This is a genomic window from Azospirillum brasilense, assembly GCF_001315015.1.
Lineage (GTDB): Bacteria > Pseudomonadota > Alphaproteobacteria > Azospirillales > Azospirillaceae > Azospirillum > Azospirillum brasilense.
The window spans coordinates 112,843-133,194 of record NZ_CP012918.1 but is presented as its reverse complement, the minus strand read 5'-3'; the positions used below and the strand labels follow the sequence as shown (position 1 = coordinate 133,194).

Here is a 20,352-nt window from a genome sequence, read left to right as displayed (position 1 = left end):
GCGAGAGAATCGAAGGCCCAGGTGTCAGCGAAGGCTCTCGCATTCGGCGATGGCCGCCGCGACAGCCGGGACCCATTTGGCTAAGTTCTCGGGAGCAGTCGCCCCCTTCGGCAACGTGACGCCCGCCGCCTCGGCGTGCTTGACCCACCGCATGCGGGTCTGAATGTCGGCCCCCTGCATCCAGGCCAAGGCGAGGCGAACCACGCGGGCCTCCTCCTGCTCCTCGGCTTTGATCCTCCGCTCGCCGCGCCGCTGAACGCGCGCCTTGTCCAGTTCGCGCGCCGTCGCTGCTGCTGCCGTTGCGTCCTTACGGTCGATCCAGAACGTCACCTCGACGACCTTGCCGCCGCCCCGGCCGCGCCCCTCGCGCCGCTCCGACATGCGCACGCGGAACTCGGCCAGATCGTTGATCTCCTCGATCGCCGGCTGAATGGCACGGACGTTGAAGTCCTTCCAGTCCTTCAGCTTGTCCCGGCAGCCGAACAGGTCGCGCAATTCGGACGTCCTGACAGGCCAGAACGGCGCTTCGGCGTTGCGGTCCGCGTAGCGCTTCAGGATCTCATACAGGATCAGCGCGTATTTGGACTCGAACTGGTAGACGACCTTGAGCGAAATGTACGAGTACAACGCCGGCTCGATCAGCCGCTCGGCTAGGCCCCGCGGGAAGCTGTAGGTCAACTCCCCGGTCCGCTCGACCAGCTCGCACTCGCCGAGCAGCTGCGACGAGCGCCAGACCTCGCCGCGTGCCGAATCCAGATAATTGAACTGGACCATGGTCTGTTGGAGACGGGTGATGCTGGCCTTGATGCGCCGATTGCTGGTGTCCTCGATTCCGTCGCGGGCCGCCGCCGCGAAGGCGCGTATTTCGGACATCTTAACAGTGTGCCCGTCGACCTTCCCTAGATCCCGGTAGGCGGCGGCGAGCAAATGGTTGAACAGCCGCCGGTCCGCCAGGGTCAAACTCCCTTCGGGCTCGCTGATTTCCACCGCACCAGTCGATTTGGGGAACTGGCTGGGGTATTTTACCGGGCTGTTCGCGGTCATGCCCCTATCTTCATCGGACACGCTCGATTCGGCAAGTCCGAAATGTCTGTCAAAATGTCCGAAAATGCGCTGTCTCTGGCCAGACGTCCGAAAATGCTCGGACGACCTGTCGAAACGTCCGGAAATCGCCAATTTCCCTGACGAGATGTCCGGTAATGGCTGTCCATCTGTCCGATAGAGGCTGGCGGGATGTCCGAATCACCCGACCAAACGTCCGAACCTGCCTTGTAGGCCCTTGGAATTACAAGGGAATCCGGCCTCTAGGAATCTCTTAGGAATCAAGGAATCCAGGAAAGAACCTTTTTCGGACATATGGTCGGGGGATCCCGCGTTGCGGCTAACATCAGCGACTCGACGCCGACTCGGGAATTCGGACATCTTGTCGGCTCCGGGGCTGTGTCACGTGAACTGAACCAACGCACCGGAAGCCCTGAGCCCCGACGGGTTCGCGCTGCGGCGATCGCGGCCTGCCAATCAGTCATCGCCTGCGCCCGGACGGTGCGCAGGGTGCGGCGGGAAACCAAGTGGCGCTGTAGGTTGAAGGTGTTGTAGGCGGCGGCGTGCATCGAGACGAATCGCTGGGCGGACCCCGGCGATTTGAACCGCTGCATCTTGCGCTCTTGTCGCCGCACCGGCTGGTGCGAGACTTCGGCTCGGTTGTTGGTTCGCCGCCCTTGCTCATGACGGGCCGTCAGACCGAGGTCGCGGAAGGCGGCCCCGTAGGAGCGGAGCTTGTCGGTGGTGACCTGGGTGGGGGCGAAGCCACGCTTCTTCAGCAGCTTGCGCATCAACTTCAAGGCCGCAGCCTTGTCGCGCCGGCGCTGGACGAGCACCTCCAACACCTCGCCTTCGTCATCGACGGCCCGCCACAAGTACATGAGCCGGCCGCTGACCCTGATCACCATCTCGTCCAAATGCCAGCGTGGGCTGGGCCTTCGCCGGAGACGCCGCAGGTTGCCGGCGATGGCCGGCCCGAACTTCACGACCCAGCGGCGGACCGTCTCGTAGGACACGTCGATGCCGCGTTCAGCCAGCAGTTCCTCGACGTCCCGGTAGCTCAGCGTGAACCGCAGATATAGCCAGATTGCGTGCTGGATCACGGCGGGCGGGAACTGGTGGCGGGCATACGAGAGCGGCGACATCCGGCGAGGATAACCGTCATGACCGGCGGGCCGCCACCGTTGCCGTGACAATGTCTGTCGCTCGGCGCCGAGCTGCTTTGCCCGCGGCATTGATGGCGGGAAGAAACTCCAGGGTGTGAAGGTCCACATCGCCGTCGAGAAATACGGGATCCCGCTGGCGATCGATGCCTCACCGGCCAACGTGCATGACACCAAAGGGATCGTGCCGGTTCTGCGCTAACTCGCTGGCCGCGGCTTCCGGGGACCGGCCATCGGCGATCTCGGCTATCGCGGCGAGCGCTTGGCCAAAGCCGGCGCGGCCCTCGGGATCGCGATCCAGCCGATCGCCCGCGGCCGCAATGGGGTGTGCATCCCCACCGAAATCGCTTGGGTCGTGGAACGCTCGTTCGGCTGGACCGCGCGCTACCGCCGATTGAATGTCATCGTCGAGCGGACCACGACCCACCTCATCGCTTTCATCGAGATCGCCTTCGTTTCCATCCTGTCCAGGCGTCTGCGGCGGCTGATTGCCCAGGACAGCAGCGCCTGACGCCTACAAACAGATACTGTGTCTGGAGAGCTGGGCTGCGACGCTCCGTTTCCCCACCTGCCAGCTTGGGCAAAAGCGCCGCCCGAAGGCAGCTTGGTCAGCAGGGCAGGGAAGGACGGTCAGGCGGCGACAGCACGCACCGCGTCGGCCACCATATCGGGGGCTTGGTCGATCAGCCGCAACAGCACGCGGGCTTGCGCGTCGGGTTGCTTGCGCCCCTGTTCCCAATCGCGCACCGCACCGACCGAGAACCCGAAGCAGGCGGCGAACTCGGCCTGTGTCATATCGAGCTTGGCGCGGAGCGCCCGCACGGCCACGCCGCCGGGCGGGTGCACCACGCGCAGCGCTCCCGGTGGCGCGTCGCCGAGGTCCACCGCGTCGGGGTTGGCGGCGATCTGGCGCGCAATGTCGTCGTCGGTCATCGCATCAATGGCTTTCCAGTCCACCGCCGCCAGGGCGGCCTGGGCCGCCGGTGAAAGCTTGGTCGTGTCAGCCATAGCGGCGTTCCTCGCGTTTGTTGGCTTTGCGAAAGGAAATGATCCAGCGGGTGCGCCCATCGTCCCTCCACGTGTACACGCATTGAAACAGGCGGCCGTTGATGCGGCCATAGGCCTGAATACGGACTTCGCCGTAATCGCGGCGGATGTCCGTCACTTCCTGCACCGGGCCGGTAAACAGGACTTCCGCCAGTTCGAACGGCACCCCGTGGTTGGCAAGGTTCAGGGCGGCTTTGACGGGGTCCCAACGGTGCGTGATCACGAGATGGAATATACGGCTGGGCCGCAGTGATGTCCAGGGGGAACGTGCGGCTAGTCCAGACGGCACCGTCAACTTGCCGGCATCCGGGCCGAGCGAGGACACGGCGGATGGCGGGGTCGGCTGCTTATGCCGCAAGCGGTGCGCCGGCGGCCTCGGCCCAGACCTGGAACGCCTGGGCGCGGGCCTTCCGATAGTCGGCGACGGGGCGGTGGTCGCGGCGGAGATGGAAGAGGTTGGCGATCGGGTCGTGAATGGCCAGGAAACGCTGGCCGGGTGGCGATCTCAGGGCCGAACTTCCGGGCCCACTGGCGCACCGTCTCATGGCTCACCGTGATGCCGCGTGCCGCCAGGAGTTCCTCCACCATCCGCAGGCTGAGCGGGAAGCGAAAGTACAGCCACACCGCCGTCGCGATGATCTCGGCGGGATACCGGTAGCCGGCGTAGCGGGGATCGGGAGCGTCGTCATGCCTCCCATACCCCGCACGGCCCGTCCCGGCAACCGGGTGGTCAACAAGTTGACGGTGCCCTGCACTACGCTCTGTGCTGCGCCTTTGCGTCCCGTTGCCGCGCCCCTGCGTTCGTTGGTGCGGCGCGTTGCACAGTCTGAACGCGGCGTTGTTGCGATGCTGGTTGCGGCTCGTGTGCGCCTGTTGCTGCGCTCCTGCGGCCCACTGCCGCGCCCGTTGCGCTCAAGGTGCTGCTGCGTTGCGGCCCCGTTGCGACGCCTCGAACGTTGGCCGCTTCACGTCCGCCAACCGCAGCCCCAAACCCCGCTCGTCGCCTGCGACGCCGCCACTTTCTCCACCCCCACGTGCAGCTGCCCCATCTCGAAAATCCACACGCGCGGCGCCTTCGGCGCCGCGTATTCGTGTCCAAGCCACGCCTCCAGCCCAGCGCCAGCCGCGCCGCTGGACGGACTCCCTCACGACCTTGAGCCAGACACACGCCACCGCGCAGACATGCAGAAACACCAACGCTTTCAGCCATCGCGCACGACCTCAGCCAAGCATCGCTCTCACGTCGTCGATCGCGCCTCCGCCGCATCGAGATGGCACAGCCTGCACTCACAGGCGCCAGATGCAGCCAGCGACGGCAACGCCCTGGTCTGCATGGCATTTTCGAGCATCTCCGCCGCCACGGCACACGCTCCAGCACGGCGCACGTCGCAGTGTCAACGCGGGGTCACAAGGCGCTCAAGGAATACAAACAGCACGCCAGCAGACGGCTGGCGCAGCACGGCCAAGGCACGGCTAACGGGCAGCGCGCCAGCAGGCGCAAAGCGGTCGTTTCGGCAGCGCTCTCGCTATTCGGAGTTGCGCGGAAGCGGCAACGAGGCGGAAGGTGGCAGCCTACGGCATTGGTCATCACACCTGTGCATCAATTTGCACGGACTTTCCGGGCAAATGTCTGCTTGTCTCGAGCGTTTTCAATGGCTTGCGCCCTTTCGCGACGGCTTGGCTGGCCGTCTCCACACGTCGTTTTTGGCAAGCTCACGTCCGCCTAGTCAATGCGACGGCGTCGGCATTGAGGAGAGCCTTTCTACACAGTCGTCAGCTCGCGTGCGAATCCTTGTAACAAAAAGGAAAAAGGTGTTCGAAGGCTACGGAGCCAGCCGAATGTCATGAAATCCCATGCATATTGATGCACAGGTGTGATGACCAATGCTGTAGGCTGCCACCTTCCGCCTCGTTGCCGCTTCCGTGCAACTCCGAATAGCGAGAGCGCTACCGAAACGGCCGCTTTGCGCCTGCTGGCGCGCTGCCCGTAAGCCGTGGCTGTTCCTCCGCGATCCGCGCCCTTTCAAACGCTGCCGCGCTGCCTGTGAGCCGTGATCTGACGCGCTGGCTCCAAGCGCTGTGCGATGTCCGAGAGACGCGATCTGGTGCGCAACTGGCTGACAGGACGCCGAACTGAGGCTTGATGCGAGCGACATCAAGCGATGGCGCCGCTAGGCCGCGGATGTGGTGGCTGTGACGATGTGAACGGTGCGAAGGCGTTGATTTGCCTGCGCTTGTGCGCGTTGACGCTACGCGTCGCCGAAGCGGTGTGGTCGCGGCGTGAGGACGGTGGTGTGGCGCGAGGTGGGTGAGAGGCTGGAGCCTGGCTGGAGGCGTGGTGTGGACGCCAGAAACGCGGCGCCGAAGGCGCCGCGCGCGTGGATTTCTGGGGTGGGGTGGCTGCACGTGGTGGTAGCGAAAGTGGGTGCGAAGTGGGGCGGCGGGTGGGCGGTCGATGGATGGGGATGAGGAGGATATGACGCTCCAGGACAGAGGCGGACAACAGGACAACGCGGCGGACAACGGAGCGGACCACGTGGACGCGACGGCGTGGCTACGGACGGACAACGAGCGGACAACGGGTGACAACAGGACACGGAGCGGACAACAGGCGGACACGCGGGAGACGGTTGGCGGACAACGGAGCGGGCTACGGATCAGGCAACGGGCCGACAACGGCACCGCAACTGGTGGACCACGAGCGGACAACGGAACGGACGGTGCAGGCGGACAACGGGAGCGAAAAGGAGTTGCGCGGATGGCGCGCGTAGGCGTATAGCCGAAAGTGGATGGCGGCGCCGCTAGACCATATGTTTGCCGGCCGAAAGGCGAGTAGCGGCCCGTCCCACGGCATGTCCCCATCGAGGATTGCGCCGGGCGGTCCGGCGCCGAGCCTCAGACATGGGGGACGGGCGGATGAACTCTACCATTCTCGTGGGTCTGGATGTGCATAAGGCGACGGTGTCCGTGGCCGTGGCCGAAGGAACACGCGGCGGCGAGGTCCGCTCGTTCGGCACGGTGGCGAACCGGGCCGAGGTGATCGAAAAGCTGGTCGGGCGGCTCGCCCGGGACGGGTATCGCCTGAGCTTCTGCTATGAGGCGGGCCCGTGCGGGTACGGCCTGTATCGTCAGCTTACCGCGCGGTTCCGGCAGCTTTCGCGTCAGCTTGATCGAAACGGTGTAAAGGCCGGATTGAAATTTCCTCAGTTCGGGCGGGCGAAAAATCCCCAGACGGTTCGTGTGCTCATGGATTGGTTTCGGGGTCGGCGGGCCTCGCTTTCGGTGGTCGGCCCCGGCGACGCGGCGCCGGTGGCGGGGTGGTGATCGGGCGGATTCGGGTGTTTTCCGGGATCAACTCGGCGTGGCGGCGCAAGCGGTAACTGGCGCCTTCGATCTGGACGACGACGGCGTGGTGAAGCAGGCGATCCAGCAGCGCCGAGGCGACGACGGTGCCGCCGAAGACGTCGCCCCATTCGGAAAAGCCGCGGTTGGAGGTCAGGATCATAGCGCCGCGCTCGTAACGGGCGTTCACGAGCTGGAAGAACAGGTTGCCGCCGCCGGCGATGACCGGCAGATAGCCGATCTCGTCGACGATCAGCAGCTGCGGCCGGCACAGGAAGCGCAGGCGCTCACGCAGGGTTCCCTCCCGCTCGGCCTTGGCCAGCGAACCGACGATGTCGGCCAGGGTGGCGAAGTAGACCGAGCGCCCAGCCTTGACCGCCTCAACCCCCAGCGCGATCGCCAGATGCGTCTTGCCGCAGCCGGGCTGGCCGAGGAAGTGGACCACCTCGTGCCGGTCGACGAAGTCGAGCTGCGCCAGGGTCATGATGCGGTCGCGGTCGAGCGAGGGCTGGAAGGAGAAGTCGAAGCCGGTCAGCGTCTTAATGGTGGTCAGCCGGCCGATCTTCAGCGCCGCCTTGACGCGGCGCCCTTCGCGCAAGGTCAGCTCCTCGCCGAGCAGGGCGTCGATGGCCTCCAGGGCGGAGATCTCGCCGCGCTCCAGGCGGCGCAGGATGTGCTCCAGTGCCTCGAGCGCGCGCGGCATCTTCAGCCCGACCAGATACTGGCGGATGCGGTCGAGAGTGGCCGGGCCGCCGTCCAGGGTTGCGGCGCTCATTGGACGCGCTCCGGCTGGCCGGCGAGGCGGCGGCCGATGGCGTCGTAGATGCTCAGCGAGCGCGGCGTGACGCTGTCGCCCGGCGGCTGCGGCGCAGCGGCGGCGCCATCCCGGGGTGTCTGGCTGTTGGGCGGAGGGGGCTGGGTGCGGTGCCCGGCGGCGATGAGCCGCTGGCCTCGTCCTTCCAGCGCCGGGTGGGATGCGACGGCTATGCCGTCCTCCAGGATGGTGACGGTGTCGGCGGTGACCTGCACCTCCACCGTCCGCCGGCGGGTGCAATCCGGCACGGAGTAGAGGTTGCCGCCGACCGACACCATGCCGTCGCGGGTGACGCGGCGTTCCAGGGCCAGCACGCTGTTGAAGGGGCCGGCCGGCAGCGGTTTGAGGTGGAGGCGCTCCTCGGCGAAATGCTCGACGACGACGCGCTGGGTGGTGGCGTGCAGGCGGACATTGGCTACCTGGTCCAGCCACTGGGTGAACTGGGCGTTCAGGTCGTCGAGGTTGCGGAAGGTGCGGGCCAGGAAGAAGTCCTCGCGCACATAGCGGAAGGGCCGCTCGACCTTGCCCTTGGTCTTGGCGCGGTAAGGCTTGCAGGCCTTGGGCAGGAAGCCGTAGTGGGCGGCCAAGTCGAGGAGCTTGGCGTTGTAGGCGATGCCCCGGCCCGGCTGGTCCGGGTCTTCGGCCTCGCCGAGCACGGCGGTCTTCATGCGGTCGTAGAGGATCTGCCCGGGCACGCCGCCGAAGGCTTCAAAGGCGGCGATGTGGCAGCGCAGAACGGTCGGCAGGTCCTGGCGGGCGACGAAGCGGGCCCACATCATGCGGCTGTGGCCGAGCACCATGGAGAAGAGCCAGACGACCCGTTCAGCCTCGGGCTCGTCGGTGAAGGTGGTCTTGAAGAAGGCGAAGTCGACCTGGGCCTGCTTGCCGGGCGGGGTTTCGAAGCGGCGCTCGAAGGCCGGGGCGGGTTTGGAGCGAATGGTGCGCACCACCGCCTTCAGGATCGTATAGCCGCCTTCATAGCCGCGCTCGCGGATTTCGCGCAGCAGCCGCTTGGTGCTGAGTTCGGGGTAGGCCTGCAGGCGTTCGCGCAGGTAGGTCTCGAAGGGGCTGACCAGCGTCGGCCGTGGTGGCCGGGGCTTGTAGGCCGGCGGTTCCAGCCCCTTGGCGATGTATTTGCGGATGGTCTTGCGGTCATGGCCGGTGCGGCGCGCGATCGCCGACACCGACATGCCCTGGCGGGCGAGATCGAGAATCATGACGAGTTCCCCAAGTCTGACCACGCGCGCCCTCCCTCCGTCGATGGAGGGGATCATGGGCGAGCGACAGCCGCATGGCTCCGGGGCGTACGCCCCGGAGCCATGCCGTTGCGTCAGCCTGGGGATTTTTCAGCCGCCACTTCTGGGGAGTATTCAACCGGCACTAACAAACGGCAGGATGAACGTAGAGGGTCACCTCTCTGCACGAGGTGACCGATGCACTGCCCGCACCGCTCGTCGACCGCGACCACCGAACTCCGGACCGGACCGCGCACGGCCATCGGCGGTTCCGCTGCCGGGGGTGCGGGCGCCAGTTCAACGAACGCACGGGCACAACGCTGAACCGGCTGCAGCTGCCCACGGACATCGTCTTCCTGATCGTCCTCTGGTGCTTGCGCCTCAAGCTCAGCCTGCGCGATCTGGCGGAGATCCTACTGTTGCGCGGACTGGTCTTCTCTCATGAGGCAGTGCGCGAATGGGAAGCCAAGCTGGCCCCCGTGCTCACGGACGCCCTACGCCAGCGTCGTCGGGGCAACGTCGGCCGGAGCTGGTATGTCGACGAGACGTACCTGAAGGTCGCCGGCCAGTGGCAGTACCTGTACCGCGCCATCGACAGCGACGGCAACTTGGTCGACGTCTATCTCAGCGCCACCCGCGACCAGGCTGCCGCCGAGGCGTTCTTCCGCTCGGTTTCGTCAGGGCTCGCGCCAGCTTGCTCGCAGCATTAAGATCGCAGTAGAGGAGCACCTCCATGAAGGAGGTGAGGATGCGCTGCCGTAGCGCAGACCGCGTCGCCACGCCCATTCGTCCACACCGACCACGCGCGGCGGCGGGTACGCTGCGGTCGGAGCAGCGCGGATCAGGCGCAGCAGCGTGTCGCCGCTGACCGGCATGGCGAGGCGGCGCGCCAAACGCGATCCGGGCTCGCCCCCCGCAGCCAAGCCGATGTCCCGTTGCGCCTGGGCCAGACGGGGCGTGCGTCGGGCCTTGGGCAGGGCAACATCCGGCAGGCGCTCGGTGAAGATGCGGCGCCGGCACGTGATGACCGAACAGCGGAACCGACGTGCAAAAACCTGGAGTTCCGCGCGTTTGCCCTGCCAGGGCAGATCGGCGAGCCGGCGCACGTAGGTGCTGTGAACGCGAGCGGACACGTGGCCGCACAACGGGCAGACGGCCTCCCTTGCCGTCGGCTTAGCGACGAGAACAATGCGATCCACGGTTGGGAGAAACTGAACAACAGAGAGACCAGCTGGAAGAACGGCGTGGGGATCGAAAAGCAACGGCTACCCGGAGGCTGGAGAGTGCGACGTCCATCTATATGAGCATGCTGTGACGAGATGGCATCTCCATCCGCAGCATGGTGAGTAAACTAGGCCGCTGCATGGAGTTGTTGTTCGAAAATCAAATCTACTGGCGGATGTCTTGCACCAGAAGTGCGGAAGAACCCGATCAGGATGAGAAAAGCTGGGGTCGCGGCTGAAGGATGATTGTCGCGCGCGGCGTCGGTTTTCAAGCCTCCTGTCGTGGCGCGTCAATCTGGTTGGCGTTGATTGTCGCGCGGGAGGGCGGGCGTCCCGGTCCGCGTTTGCGCTCCAGGGCGGCTCGCCGCCGATAGCTTTCGACGTTCATCTCGAAGATGGTGGCGTGGTGAACGAGCCGGTCGATGGCAGCCAGGGTCATGGCCTGATTGGGAAAGATCCGCCCCCACTCGCCGAACGGCTGGTTGGCCGTTATCAACAGCGAGCGGCGCTCGTAGCGGGTTCCGATCAACTCGAAGATGACGCTGGTTTCGGCCTGGTCCTTGTTGACGTAGGCGAAGTCGTCGAGGATCAGGAGGTGGTACTTGTCGAGCTTGGCGATCGCCGATTCCAAAGCAAGGTCGCGGCGGGCGATCTGCAGCTTCTGCACGAGGTCGGTGGTCCGGGCGAACAGGACGCGCCAGCCGTTTTCCACCAACGCGTAGCCGATGGCGGCGGCGAGATGGCTTTTGCCGCCGCCGGGCGGCCCGAACAGGATCAGGTTGGCGCCCTTTTCCAGCCAGCTGTCCTCGGCGGTGAGCGCCATGACCTGGGCCTTGCTGACCATCGGCAGGGCGCCGAACTCGAAGGTCTCCAGCGTCTTGCCCGGCGGCAGGCGGGCCTCGTCGAGGTGACGTTCGATGCGGCGCCGGGCCCGTTCGGCCATTTCATGCTCGGTCAGCGCGGCAAGGAAGCGGGCGGCCGGCCAGCCCTCCTTGTCGGCACGGACGGCGAACTCCGGCCAGATCAGCTTGATCGCGGGCAGGCGCAGGTCGCCCAGCGCCAGCGACAGGCGGGCGGCGTCGATGGGATCGGACGGGCTCATGCGGTGGCTCCCGCGCGGACGGTGCCCAACTCGTCGTAGAGGCTCAGCGGCACCAACTCGACCACGACGTCGGTGATGGCCGGGGCGGTGGGCTGGAAGCGCTCGCGCAAGCCCGGCAGATCGGGCAGCCGGCCGGCGTCCAGGTCGGCGTCGAGCCGGTGGGCCAGTTCGGCCTCGCAGCCGCGTTCATGGGCGAGCGACAGCAGGCCGACGGTGATGGTGCAGGCTTGGCGCTCGCTGCCGGCGGCCAGCAGCGCCTCGAAGACGCGGGCGTAGGCGCGGCGGGGAACCCGCACCCGCCGAAACCCCAGACGTCCCGTTCTGGCGCCCGGTTTCGCGGACCTACCGGAAGGGTGAGGACGAGGCCACGGGGCGGAGCGGGAACGCCGGGGCGGATGACCGCAGCGCCGAAATCTGGCGCAACCGGCCGGCCGCCGCGCCTCCCTGGCCGTCGCTTTGTCCGCGCAACCGCCTGCTGCCCTGGCTGCGCGCCGGCATGACGGAGCGCATCGCCGGGCGGGCGATCGATCTCGACACGGTGGTGCGGCGCATCGCGAACGCCCAGCTTCTCGACCCGCTGCCTCGCCGCCGACGGCGCCGTTGGGGGGCGTCGATCCAGGTCATCGACGACCGCAGCCGTCGGCGGCGCGCGTCGAGCCCGGTCTGCTGCGCCATATCCGCCGAACCGCCATGCCCGGAAGCGGCGCGGAGTTGGAGGCCGCCGTCTGGCAACATCCGGCGATCGCCAGCCCGTCCAGCGTCGCAGCGACCCTGGACCCCGACATGACGCCGGGCCTGCGCCAGGGCTTCGCCGCCGAAAGCGACGCGGTGCAACGGAGCGTCCTGGCCATCCTGCGCCAATGGCGGGGCAAGCTATCGGCGGACGTCTGGTTCGAGGAGATCCTGAGCCTGTCGCCGGATTCCCGGCGTCATTTGCCGGACATCGCCGATCTGGACGCGGCGGCAGCGCGTTTCGACGGTTTCAGCCGGCGCGCGTTGGCCTTCAACGATCCGGCGGCGCGCGCGGACGCGATGATGGCCGTCGGCCGCTTGTTGCGGCGGGTGCCGTCGTCCCTTCACGGCGATCCCAGGGTTGGCGAGGCGTTCGAGCGCCTGAAATTTTTAGCCCATCAAGACGAGTTGGATGACGGGGAAGCGCTGCCGCTCCAGTCCGGCGGTTTGGATCCGCGCGTCATTCCGGCCCGGCCCGGCGCGGCCCGGCGGCGGATCGATCTGCGGCAGCGGGGCGATGGGATCGTGGCAGACCTACCCGATCCAAACAAGGACTCTCCGGGCAGCCTTTTGGTGAGCGTCCAGACGATCAACGGGGTGATGGTTGTCGGCGAGGATGATCCCGTACGCCCAGAAGAGGACCGCGACGCCTTCTGGAAGACCAGCATTCCGCCCTCTTGGGCGGAGGATTGGGGATTGGACGATTTCGGCGCCTGGGTCACGTTCCGCGTCAAGAGTGTGATTCAGAGAATGCGCTGGATACCGCCGGGCAGCTTTCGGATGGGATCGCCGGAGGGCGAGGCGGAACGGTTCGAAGATGAAGGTCCACAGCACGCGGTGACACTGTCGCGTGGCTTCTGGCTGTTCGACACGGCCTGTTCCCAGGCGCTCTGGCGAGTGGTGATGGGCAAGAATTCGAGTCGCTTTCAGAACGACGAGCGCTGCCCGGCAGAAAATGTCCCTTGGAACGATGTCCAAAAGTTTCTCAAACGGATCAACCGTCTCCTTCCCGGCCTGTCGCTGGACCTGCCGACAGAGGCGCAGTGGGAATACGCCTGCCGGGCCGGGACGGCGGCACCGTTCAGTTTCGGCGAAACGATCACGTCGGATCAGGTAAATTACGATGGAAGCCGTTCCTATCGGGACGGACCGAAGGGACGGTTTCGGCAACGGACGGTCCCGGTGGGCAGCCTGCCGCCGAACCCGTGGGGCCTGCACGAGATGCATGGGAATGTCTGGGAATGGTGCGCGGACGGTTGGCGGGACTACATAGGGGAGGCGGTCACCGACCCGCGCGGACCGGAAACGGATGACGCCGGGCGTGTCCTTCGCGACGGTTCCTGGATCGGCGACGCTCGGTACGTCCGTGCCGCAATCCGCCTCCGGAGCCCCCCCGACGGCCGCCTCGTCGGCATCGGCTTTCGCTGTGTCTCAAGTCCGGCCAGCCGGGACGGTGGAGCGGAGCCGGCGGCCCCGGCATGGCCCCGGCTGGCGGAGCGCCGGGGTGCGCAAGGGACGGCGGGCGCCGCGGTCCTGAAGATGGAGTCCGGGGGGCGATGCCCGCTTCCCATGGCCCCCGCAGTCCGGATCGTCACCGACCAGGAAGAAGTCCGCCTGGAGCGCCTGACCCGTCCCTCCTGGGCAGACGCTGTAGGCCGCGACCGTTTCGGCCTGTGGGCCGACTTCGCGGTGCCGCCGCTGCGGGGCGGCGATCCGGTGGTGCAGCGGCTGCGCTGGATAGCGCCGGGCCGCTTTCTGATGGGCTCACCGGAGGACGAAGCGGAACGGTCCAACAATGAAGGGCCACAACATGAAGTCACGCTGAGCAGAGGCTTTTGGCTGTTCGACACGGCCTGCTCCCAGGCGCTGTGGCACGCTGTGATGGGCGAAAACCCGAGCCGTTTTCGGGATGATGGACGCTGTCCTGTGGAACAGGTGAATTGGACCGACGTCCAGGGCTTTTTGAAGCGCATCAATCGGCACCTTTCCGGCCTGTCGCTGGAGCTACCGACCGAGGCGCAGTGGGAATACGCCTGTCGGGCAGGAGCCGTGTCGCCTTTCAGCTTCGGCGAGACGGTTACGCCGGATCAGGTGAATTACGATGGGAACCATCCTTATCGGGATGGACCGCGGGGCCGATATCGGAGACGGACGGCTCCGGTGGGCAGCCTACCGCCGAATCCGTGGGGGCTGCACGAGATGCACGGGAATGTCTGGGAGTGGTGCGCAGGCGGATGGAGGGACTATACGATCGGAGCGGTCATTGATCCGCACGAGGCCGAAGTGGCTGGCGCCGGGTGTATCCTTCGCGGAGGTTCCTGGATCGACGTTGCGCGGAGCGTCCGTGCCGCGGTCCGCAGCCGATACCACTCGGACGGTCGCAGCTTCGACATCGGTTTTCGTTGCGCCTCCGGTTCGGTGTGAGTTCGAGATGACGGGAAGCAGTGCCGGGCGATCCCGGTAGCCGCCCTGGCTGGCAGAGCCCTTGGGTGCTGTGGGACAGGTGGGCACAGATTTGGAGGTTTGAGCCATGAACCTTGGCAAAGCTCCCAACAGACACCCGTTGGCTAAGGGCCACCCGCCGGATTGGGCGAGTGGGTGGGGGCAGGACCGTTATGGCGTCTTCGTGACCCTCACCGTGGGTGACGCCACCCAGCGAATGCGCTGGATTCCGCCGGGAACCTTCCGGATGGGCTCGCCGGAGGATGAGCCGGGGCGGTGGGCTGACGAAGGGCCGCGGCACACGGTGACACTGACCCATGGTTTCTGGCTGTTCGATACCCCGTGCACCCAACAGCTTTGGGACACGGTCATGTGGCACAACCGCAGCCGCTTTAGATCGCCAGACCGCCCCGTAGAAACCACAAGCTGGGACGACGCTCAGGACTTTCTAGAACGCCTGAATGGCCGAATCCCCGGCTTGTCGCTGACGCTGCCGACGGAAGCGCAATGGGAATACGCCTGTCGCGCCGGGACCGAGATGGCATTGTACAGCGGGGCCATCGCGATCGAAGGAGAGAACAACGCTCCGGCGCTCGATGCGATCGCCTGGTATGGCGGAAACAGCGGCGGGGGGGGGGGCGACCTGGACGATGGCTATGACAGCTCCCGTTGGCCGGAGAAGCAACATCCCCACACACGGGTGGGGACGCATCCGGTGGGCCGCAAGTCGCCCAACCCCTGGGGGCTATACGACACGCTGGGCAATGTCTGGGAATGGTGCGCGGACGGCTGGCGGGACTACACGGCTGACGCGGTCACCGACCCGCGCGGGCCGGAAACTTCCGGTGCTGGGCGCGTTCGTCGCGGTGGTTCCTGGATCGACGACGCACGGCTCGTTCGCGCCGCGATCCGCCGCCGGAGCGACCCGGCCAGCAGCATCGGCTTTAACGGCTTTCGCTGTGCCTCCGGTCCGGCGTGAGCACCAGCCGGCGGGAGGTCGGCAATGGGGCCCGATTACTGTCGGGCGCGGTCACAGGCGTTCCGGCGCGGTCCAGACGCGGAAGGCTTGGCGTCCGGTGAGGTCGGCCACCAGGCCGCGGCGGCGCAGGCCGTCGAGCAGCGTCTGGGCGGCGCGCGGGGTGACGCCGAGGGCGGCGGCGAGGGCGGTGGCGGACACCCCCGGCCGCGCCACCAGCACCTCGACCGCGCGCGGCAACGCCGAGGCCCGGCGGGCTTCTCCCGCGGCCTCCTGCAGGCGGTCGCGCCAAGAGTCCAGGTTGCGGTGCAGTTGCAGGCCGCGCTCCGCCGCCCGTGTCACCGCCTCGGCGAAACGGCCCGGCCAGAGCGCCGGGTCGTCCGGGGTGTAGGCGGCGCGGGCGCCGAGCCAGCCGACGCTCATCAGCGGCAGCGGCGCCTCGAGCAGGCCGGCGCGGACCAGCCAGGCCGCGGCGAGCTGGCGGCCGGGCGTGCCGCCGAGCAGGGCGGCGGCGCCGCAGCGGTGCCAGTGCCCGACGAAGCGGGCGGCGGCGACCAGCGGCGGCTGGTGCTCCAGCTCCCCGAGCCACACCGGGTCGAGCGCCTCGACCAGGGCGTCGTGGATCGCCGCACGGTCGGGGACGAAAAGCCCGGTCCAGGCGGGCAGCCGGCCGGGACCGGGTATCCGGGTGGCCGCGGCCGGGCGGCGGTGGCCGGCGCCGGCGAGCAGCCGGGCCGGGCGGAAGAGGTGGCGCGGCGACCGGCGCAGCAGATGGCGCAGCAGGGCGAGCACCAGGGCGGCCCGGGCAACGTCGGGGTTGGACGGGCCGGTGGCGATCCCGAGGTCGTGGTCGCGCAGGACGCGGGGATTGACCGCCGGCCCGTGATCGAGGCGGACGGCGGCGGCGGCGTCCTCGAGCACCATCCGGGCTTGCCAGCCGGCGCGCAGCGCGGGTGTCGCTTTCTCCTGAGAATTTTCGTGGCCCCTCACCAAGGTCGTAGCGACAGATCAACGGGTTCCGTGCGACGTTTGTGGCTCAGACCTTTCTTGCGACTCAGAACTTTCTTGCAGCCGAACGCTTTCGCGGGAGGGCCGGCAGGGTATGGGGCAGCGATCCGACGACCCACCGGGCGACCCACGCTGGTCCGAGGCCGCGCGCCTCGCCACACAGCTCGACCGTATCCTTGATCGCTTTCCGCCGCACAGCGAGGCGCGTGCCGCCGCCATCGACGATCTGGCCGCCCGGCTGAAGCGGACGCCGCAGACGATCCGCAGCTACCTCCGCAAGTACGGCCAGCGCCGCCTGGTCCGCGACCTGTTGCGGGACGATTCCGGCCGCGGCCCGAGGCTGCCACCGGAGACCGAGGGCATCGTCAAAACGATCCTCGACCAAAAGCACCTCACCCCCGAAGGGTGTTCCCTGAACGAGGCGATGATCGTGATCAACGGCCGGTTGGAGCAAGCTGGGCTCAAGCCGGTCTCGTTCAACACGGTGAAGAGCCGCCTTTGGAAGCATTGGACCGCCGAAGAGGTTGCGCGCCGCCGCGGCGATCGGACTGCGGCGCGGAAACATCGGCGGCGTGGCGGCGCGCTGGTGCCCGATTATCCGCTTCAGGTCTGCCAGATCGACGAGACGGAGATCGACGTCCTTGCCGTCGACGATGAGGGCAACCTCCTGAGGCGGCTCTGGGTCATCGTGCTGGTCGATGTGCTGACTCACATGATCCTGGGGTTCTGGCTGTGGCCGCGCTCGGCCAACCGGGAGGCCATCGGCTTGTGCATTCAGCACGCCATTCGGCCGAAAGGAGCTTACTTCCAGAAATTCGGCATCGAGGCCACGGATGTCTTCGGCCGGCCGGAGCGGATCATTTCGGACCGGGCGGCTTGGTACAAGTCTCTCCAGGACAATCGGAGCCTGGAGGACCTGCGCGTCGTGGTGGAGCCACGGCGCGGCGAACCGCACATCCGAGGCGTCGTCGAACGTCTCCAGGGTTCGATCAATCAGCAGCTCCGCAAGGGCCGAGGACAAACAGGCCGTTCTGTCGCCGACCGCGGCGATTACCCGGCCAAGGAACGCGCCTGCCTCACCTACGAGCAGATCGAGACGGCGGTCGCCATCACCGCGTTCCGCATCTGCAACGGAGAGATGGACGAGAAGACCCGGAAGCGCCCCGACCTCGAATGGGGCAAACACGCTTGCCGGATTCCCGAGCATCTTCTGACCGTCGACTGGGAGGCGGTGCAGCTCGCTTTCCTGCCGGAACGAGCATGCCGCCTGTCCAGCAAGGGGATTCCGGCCTTTGGTCTCACCTACTGGGAGGACGAGGATCCCCGACTGGCCGAGCTTTACGCCAACCGCGGCCGGGAATCGCTGCGCATCAAGGTCAACCGCAACGATGTCAGCCACATCTACGTACGGCATCCGTCGTGGGAGTCGTGGGTCGCGGTGCCGCGGGCTGACGGCTTGCTCACGCCCCTGACGGCTTGGGAGTGGGAGGCGCAGAAGGAACGAGAGCGGGCTGAAGCCGAAACCAGTTGGATGGAGCGGGGAAAGTCACGCGAGATGGTCGACGCGGCCCTGACGCCGACGGCGGGAACCGGGCGCAAACCGCGCGTCAGCCGGAAGGCCGCCAGTGAGGCGGTGGCGGCGCGCGTCGCTGGCGATGCCCCCAAGCCCCACGCATCAGAGATGGCGCTCAATCGCCTCAAGACGTCCGGCGATGGACTGGGCCGCTTGCCGGTGGTCGACGACTGTTTCGATGTGGAACCCTGGGGGAATGCATGACCGACCATCTCAGCGATGAGGCACGCCGGCAGTTGGAAACGCTGGGGACCGCGGAGCGTTGCGCCGCAATCGAAGCGAACCGATGGATCGGCTACCCCGCGGCGGTGCGCGCCCTCGACGCGCTGACCCAGGTGCGGGAGCGCCCGAAATCCACCCGGACAACCGGCGTGGTCGTGTGCGGGCCGTTTCGCAACGGCAAGACGATGGTCGCCGACAAGTTCCTCAGCATGGAAACCGTGCAGGTTCGTGCCTCGCATTATTATCAGCTGCCGACCGACGCATCGCGGCAGGAGTTCCTGACCGGCATGATCCGGGCGATGGGACGGGTGCCCGATCCGACGCAACGGACGATCGAGGGGCGGCGCCACCAGTTGGAGGCCCTGCTCGATGAGTACGAACCGCGGGTCTTCATCTTCGACGATGCGCATCATGGCTTCCGGGGCAGCGCCGCGAAGGAGTTCCACACGCTTCTGCGGGTCATGGGCCATCGCTGGGACATGTCACCGGTGCTGATCGGCGACCGGTCGTTGGCGGAAGCGATCCACAACGATGGCGAACTGCGTACGCGGCTGACCAACCGGTCCTTGCCGCGGTGGCAGTACGACGCTGATTACGCCCGCCTGCTGAACAGTTTGGTGCGCGCCCTGCCGTTGCGCCAAAAGTCCGAGCTGACCGATGAGGCCCTGGCCAAGCGGATCTTCCAGGTGTCGGAAGGCCTGATCGGGGACATCGTGCAGAATATCGCTGCGGCGGCTGTGGCGGCGGTCCGGGTCGGCGAGGAACAGATCACCTTGGCCCTCTTTGACTCCCTGAAGCTGGAGCCGCCTTCGAAGCGATTCTCACCGGACGAATTGCGCGGGCTTTCCTGATGGCGGGCCGCTTGCCGACCATCGGGCACGGCGAGGTGTATTCCTGCGAGCCGCTCGAACGGGGCCGGCCCAGTCAGGGGGCGCACCATTGGGCGTCCGAGCCGGCCCCCATCGAGGGTGAGCTCCTCAGCAGCTGGTTCAGCCGTTATGCCTGGGCAAGCGCGGTGGGGCCGCAAGCCCTTCTTTTTGAGTTTCGTGGGGTCTTCGGTCGCCATCCGGCCGACCTCGACAACGGACTGCCGCGTCGAACCTTCATGCTTCTCGCGCAACGCACTGGAATCCCCGTTCCGTGGTTCGAGCAGGCGCAGCGCTTTTCTCCAACCGCCTCTGCGATGTGGACGGGAGCGCTGCGCAGCCCACGCTTTTGTCCCGGCTGCTGGGCGGCGGACCCCATCCCCTATGTCCGCTGGCAATGGCGGGGAACCTTGTTCCGGGTCTGCACAGAGCATCAGGTTTGGCTCAATCCGTGCTGCCCGACGTGCCGGTCTCCGCTGTCCGTGCTCGGCGGGCGGCTCCGGCGCCCTCTGTGGCGCTGTGCAACGTGCCGATCCGATCTGCGGCAGGAGCGCATGGATCCGGCGTTGCCGCAAGCGGTCCTCACGCAAGCCCTCATCGAGGTCATCACGGAGTTGGCGAAGGAGATCGGACTGGAGCGGACCGTCACATCGGCGGCGCGTGCGTTGTCCGCACTGGATGCCGACATGAGCGCCTTGGAGGCCGCCCGGTCCGATCGGGATGCTCAGCCAACGAACGCGGCGGCCGGACCTGCGGGGCATCTTGAGGACTGGACCACCATCCAAAAGCGGGTGAACGCGTTCTCTCATGGTCGCCTGAGGGCCCTACTGCTGCATCGGCTGCATCAGAGAGGGTTCCGCGAAGGAACGACGCGGAGCATGGCGAGCCCAGGGGAGCCATTGCTTCTTTTGTCACCGGCCACCCGTCTCGGCGCCTCCGTACCGTGCGTCCGGCCGGCCACCGCCGCCGACATCCCGGCGCTTCGGCAGTTCTGTCGGGAGCTGCTGGAGGTCCTGGACGCGGATCCGCTGTCTGGAAAGGGGGGCGATCACCGCGAACTCCTGCAGGATCTCGTCGCTTTCCGGTGGCGGAGTTTCCTTGACACCAAACAGCCCGTGGTCTTGGGGATGGACGGCGGCCGCGTTGTCGGGGTGGCGATGGTGTGGACGGAGCGGCTCGTGGAGATCTTTGTCGAGCCCGCCGCCGAGGCGGCCTTCCTCCCCGTTCTTCTGGAGGGATGTGTTCATCTGGCCGCCCGCCGCGGGGTAAGGCGGCTCGAAGCGGAGGTCCATTATTCCAACCACGCCGATTACGAGCGGGCCGGTTGGGAGCGCACGGGCTCTGTCCCGCTGTGGAGCTTCGGCATCGGCGCCGCGACGGACGCCTGACCGTCGGGCATGGGCAGGCGCCTCCGCCATCGCTCGGCGCGCCAGAAAATGATACCGAAGCCTTCTTTTGCTTCCGTAACTGCCGACTCGCCTCGGAGCTCCGCCGCCGATGATTTGGATAATCGCCGTTATCCAAAGCTCCTGTCGTTGTCTGTCGTTGTCGGGTGGTTCGTGCGAA

General features: G+C 67.0%; 16 protein-coding genes and 4 pseudogenes. 9 read left to right on the top strand and 11 right to left on the bottom strand.

The genetic code is table 11. The features are described 5' to 3' along the window. Positions 1-24: 24 nt before the first annotated feature. Positions 25-1,044, bottom strand: a complete 1,020-nt coding sequence (locus tag AMK58_RS28390) for a replication initiation protein (protein ID WP_059399787.1) — start codon at positions 1,042-1,044, stop codon at positions 25-27. A 449-nt stretch (positions 1,045-1,493) separates the two neighbouring features. Next, positions 1,494-2,186, bottom strand: a pseudogene (locus AMK58_RS28385) (IS6 family transposase); the annotation flags it as partial. A gap of 115 nt (positions 2,187-2,301) precedes the next feature. Between AMK58_RS28385 and AMK58_RS32010 the strand changes: the two are divergent. Then, complete coding sequence (locus AMK58_RS32010) at positions 2,302-2,406, top strand: hypothetical protein (protein ID WP_158283143.1); 105 nt, start codon at positions 2,302-2,304, stop codon at positions 2,404-2,406. Between the two features lie 30 nt (positions 2,407-2,436). Beyond that, positions 2,437-2,715: a transposase gene (locus AMK58_RS28380; RefSeq protein ID WP_081650366.1), complete on the top strand. Its 279-nt coding sequence runs from the start codon at positions 2,437-2,439 to the stop codon at positions 2,713-2,715. Between the two features lie 119 nt (positions 2,716-2,834). Here the strand turns inward: AMK58_RS28380 and AMK58_RS28375 are convergent, their stop codons facing one another. The 3 genes and pseudogenes from AMK58_RS28375 to AMK58_RS31625 form a co-directional block, all read right to left on the bottom strand. Then, positions 2,835-3,212: a helix-turn-helix domain-containing protein gene (locus AMK58_RS28375; RefSeq protein WP_051141032.1), complete on the bottom strand. Its 378-nt coding sequence runs from the start codon at positions 3,210-3,212 to the stop codon at positions 2,835-2,837. Further along, a complete protein-coding gene (locus AMK58_RS28370) occupies positions 3,205-3,609 on the bottom strand; it encodes a BrnT family toxin (protein WP_236778385.1) in 405 nt (134 codons plus the stop codon). The genes AMK58_RS28375 and AMK58_RS28370 overlap by 8 nt, the downstream gene beginning before the upstream one ends. 140 nt (positions 3,610-3,749) lie before the next feature. Then, positions 3,750-3,890, bottom strand: a pseudogene (locus AMK58_RS31625) (IS6 family transposase); the annotation flags it as partial. Positions 3,891-6,167: 2,277 nt separating this feature from the next. Between AMK58_RS31625 and AMK58_RS32060 the strand changes: the two are divergent. Then, a pseudogene (locus AMK58_RS32060) lies at positions 6,168-6,389 on the top strand (IS110 family transposase); the annotation flags it as partial. 106 nt (positions 6,390-6,495) lie between these two features. Here the strand turns inward: AMK58_RS32060 and istB (AMK58_RS28360) are convergent. Both istB (AMK58_RS28360) and istA read right to left on the bottom strand, forming a co-directional pair. After that, a complete protein-coding gene (istB, locus tag AMK58_RS28360) occupies positions 6,496-7,368 on the bottom strand; it encodes an IS21-like element helper ATPase IstB (RefSeq protein WP_059399785.1) in 873 nt (290 codons plus the stop codon). Continuing rightward, a complete protein-coding gene (gene istA / locus AMK58_RS28355; RefSeq protein ID WP_059399784.1) occupies positions 7,365-8,648 on the bottom strand; it encodes an IS21 family transposase in 1,284 nt (427 codons plus the stop codon). Before istA ends, istB (AMK58_RS28360) begins: the two co-directional genes overlap by 4 nt. A 192-nt stretch (positions 8,649-8,840) precedes the next feature. Between istA and AMK58_RS28350 the strand changes: the two are divergent. Continuing rightward, positions 8,841-9,310 (top strand): annotated as a pseudogene (locus tag AMK58_RS28350) (IS6 family transposase); the annotation flags it as partial. A 9-nt stretch (positions 9,311-9,319) separates the two neighbouring features. On the opposite strand, the gene AMK58_RS30125 reads toward AMK58_RS28350, so the two are convergent. From AMK58_RS30125 to AMK58_RS28340, 3 genes are all read right to left on the bottom strand, one after another. Further along, on the bottom strand, positions 9,320-9,904 hold the full coding sequence (locus tag AMK58_RS30125) for a transposase family protein (protein ID WP_081650376.1): 585 nt from the start codon (positions 9,902-9,904) through the stop codon (positions 9,320-9,322). Positions 9,905-10,133: 229 nt separating this feature from the next. After that, entirely contained in the window at positions 10,134-10,967 is an 834-nt protein-coding gene (gene istB / locus AMK58_RS28345; RefSeq protein ID WP_059399783.1) for an IS21-like element helper ATPase IstB, read from the bottom strand. Further along, positions 10,964-11,263, bottom strand: coding sequence for a hypothetical protein (locus tag AMK58_RS28340; RefSeq protein WP_059399782.1), 300 nt, complete (start codon positions 11,261-11,263; stop codon positions 10,964-10,966). Before AMK58_RS28340 ends, istB (AMK58_RS28345) begins: the two co-directional genes overlap by 4 nt. Positions 11,264-11,678: 415 nt before the next feature. Between AMK58_RS28340 and AMK58_RS31620 the strand changes: the two genes are divergently transcribed. Further along, positions 11,679-14,123 (top strand): formylglycine-generating enzyme family protein, encoded by a 2,445-nt coding sequence (locus AMK58_RS31620; RefSeq protein ID WP_199228244.1) that lies wholly within the window; start codon positions 11,679-11,681, stop codon positions 14,121-14,123. 106 nt (positions 14,124-14,229) lie between these two features. Then, entirely contained in the window at positions 14,230-15,120 is an 891-nt protein-coding gene (locus AMK58_RS28325) for a formylglycine-generating enzyme family protein (protein WP_035683687.1), read from the top strand. A 51-nt stretch (positions 15,121-15,171) separates the two neighbouring features. Here the strand turns inward: AMK58_RS28325 and AMK58_RS28320 are convergent, their stop codons facing one another. Continuing rightward, on the bottom strand, positions 15,172-16,041 hold the full coding sequence (locus AMK58_RS28320) for a helix-turn-helix domain-containing protein (RefSeq protein ID WP_059399780.1): 870 nt from the start codon (positions 16,039-16,041) through the stop codon (positions 15,172-15,174). 178 nt (positions 16,042-16,219) lie between these two features. Here AMK58_RS28320 and AMK58_RS28315 point away from each other — a divergent pair, with 178 nt between their 5' ends. From AMK58_RS28315 to AMK58_RS30115, 3 genes are read left to right on the top strand one after another with little or no spacing between them, the layout of a single operon-like run. After that, a complete protein-coding gene (locus AMK58_RS28315) occupies positions 16,220-17,902 on the top strand; it encodes an integrase catalytic domain-containing protein (protein WP_059399779.1) in 1,683 nt (560 codons plus the stop codon). Beyond that, positions 17,899-18,771, top strand: coding sequence for a TniB family NTP-binding protein (locus AMK58_RS28310; protein WP_035674321.1), 873 nt, complete (start codon positions 17,899-17,901; stop codon positions 18,769-18,771). The genes AMK58_RS28315 and AMK58_RS28310 overlap by 4 nt, the downstream gene beginning before the upstream one ends. Then, the gene (locus AMK58_RS30115; protein WP_081650211.1) at positions 18,771-20,174 is read left to right on the top strand and encodes a TniQ family protein; all 1,404 of its coding nucleotides are present in this window, start codon (positions 18,771-18,773) and stop codon (positions 20,172-20,174) included. Before AMK58_RS28310 ends, AMK58_RS30115 begins: the two co-directional genes overlap by 1 nt. Positions 20,175-20,352 lie beyond the last annotated feature (178 nt).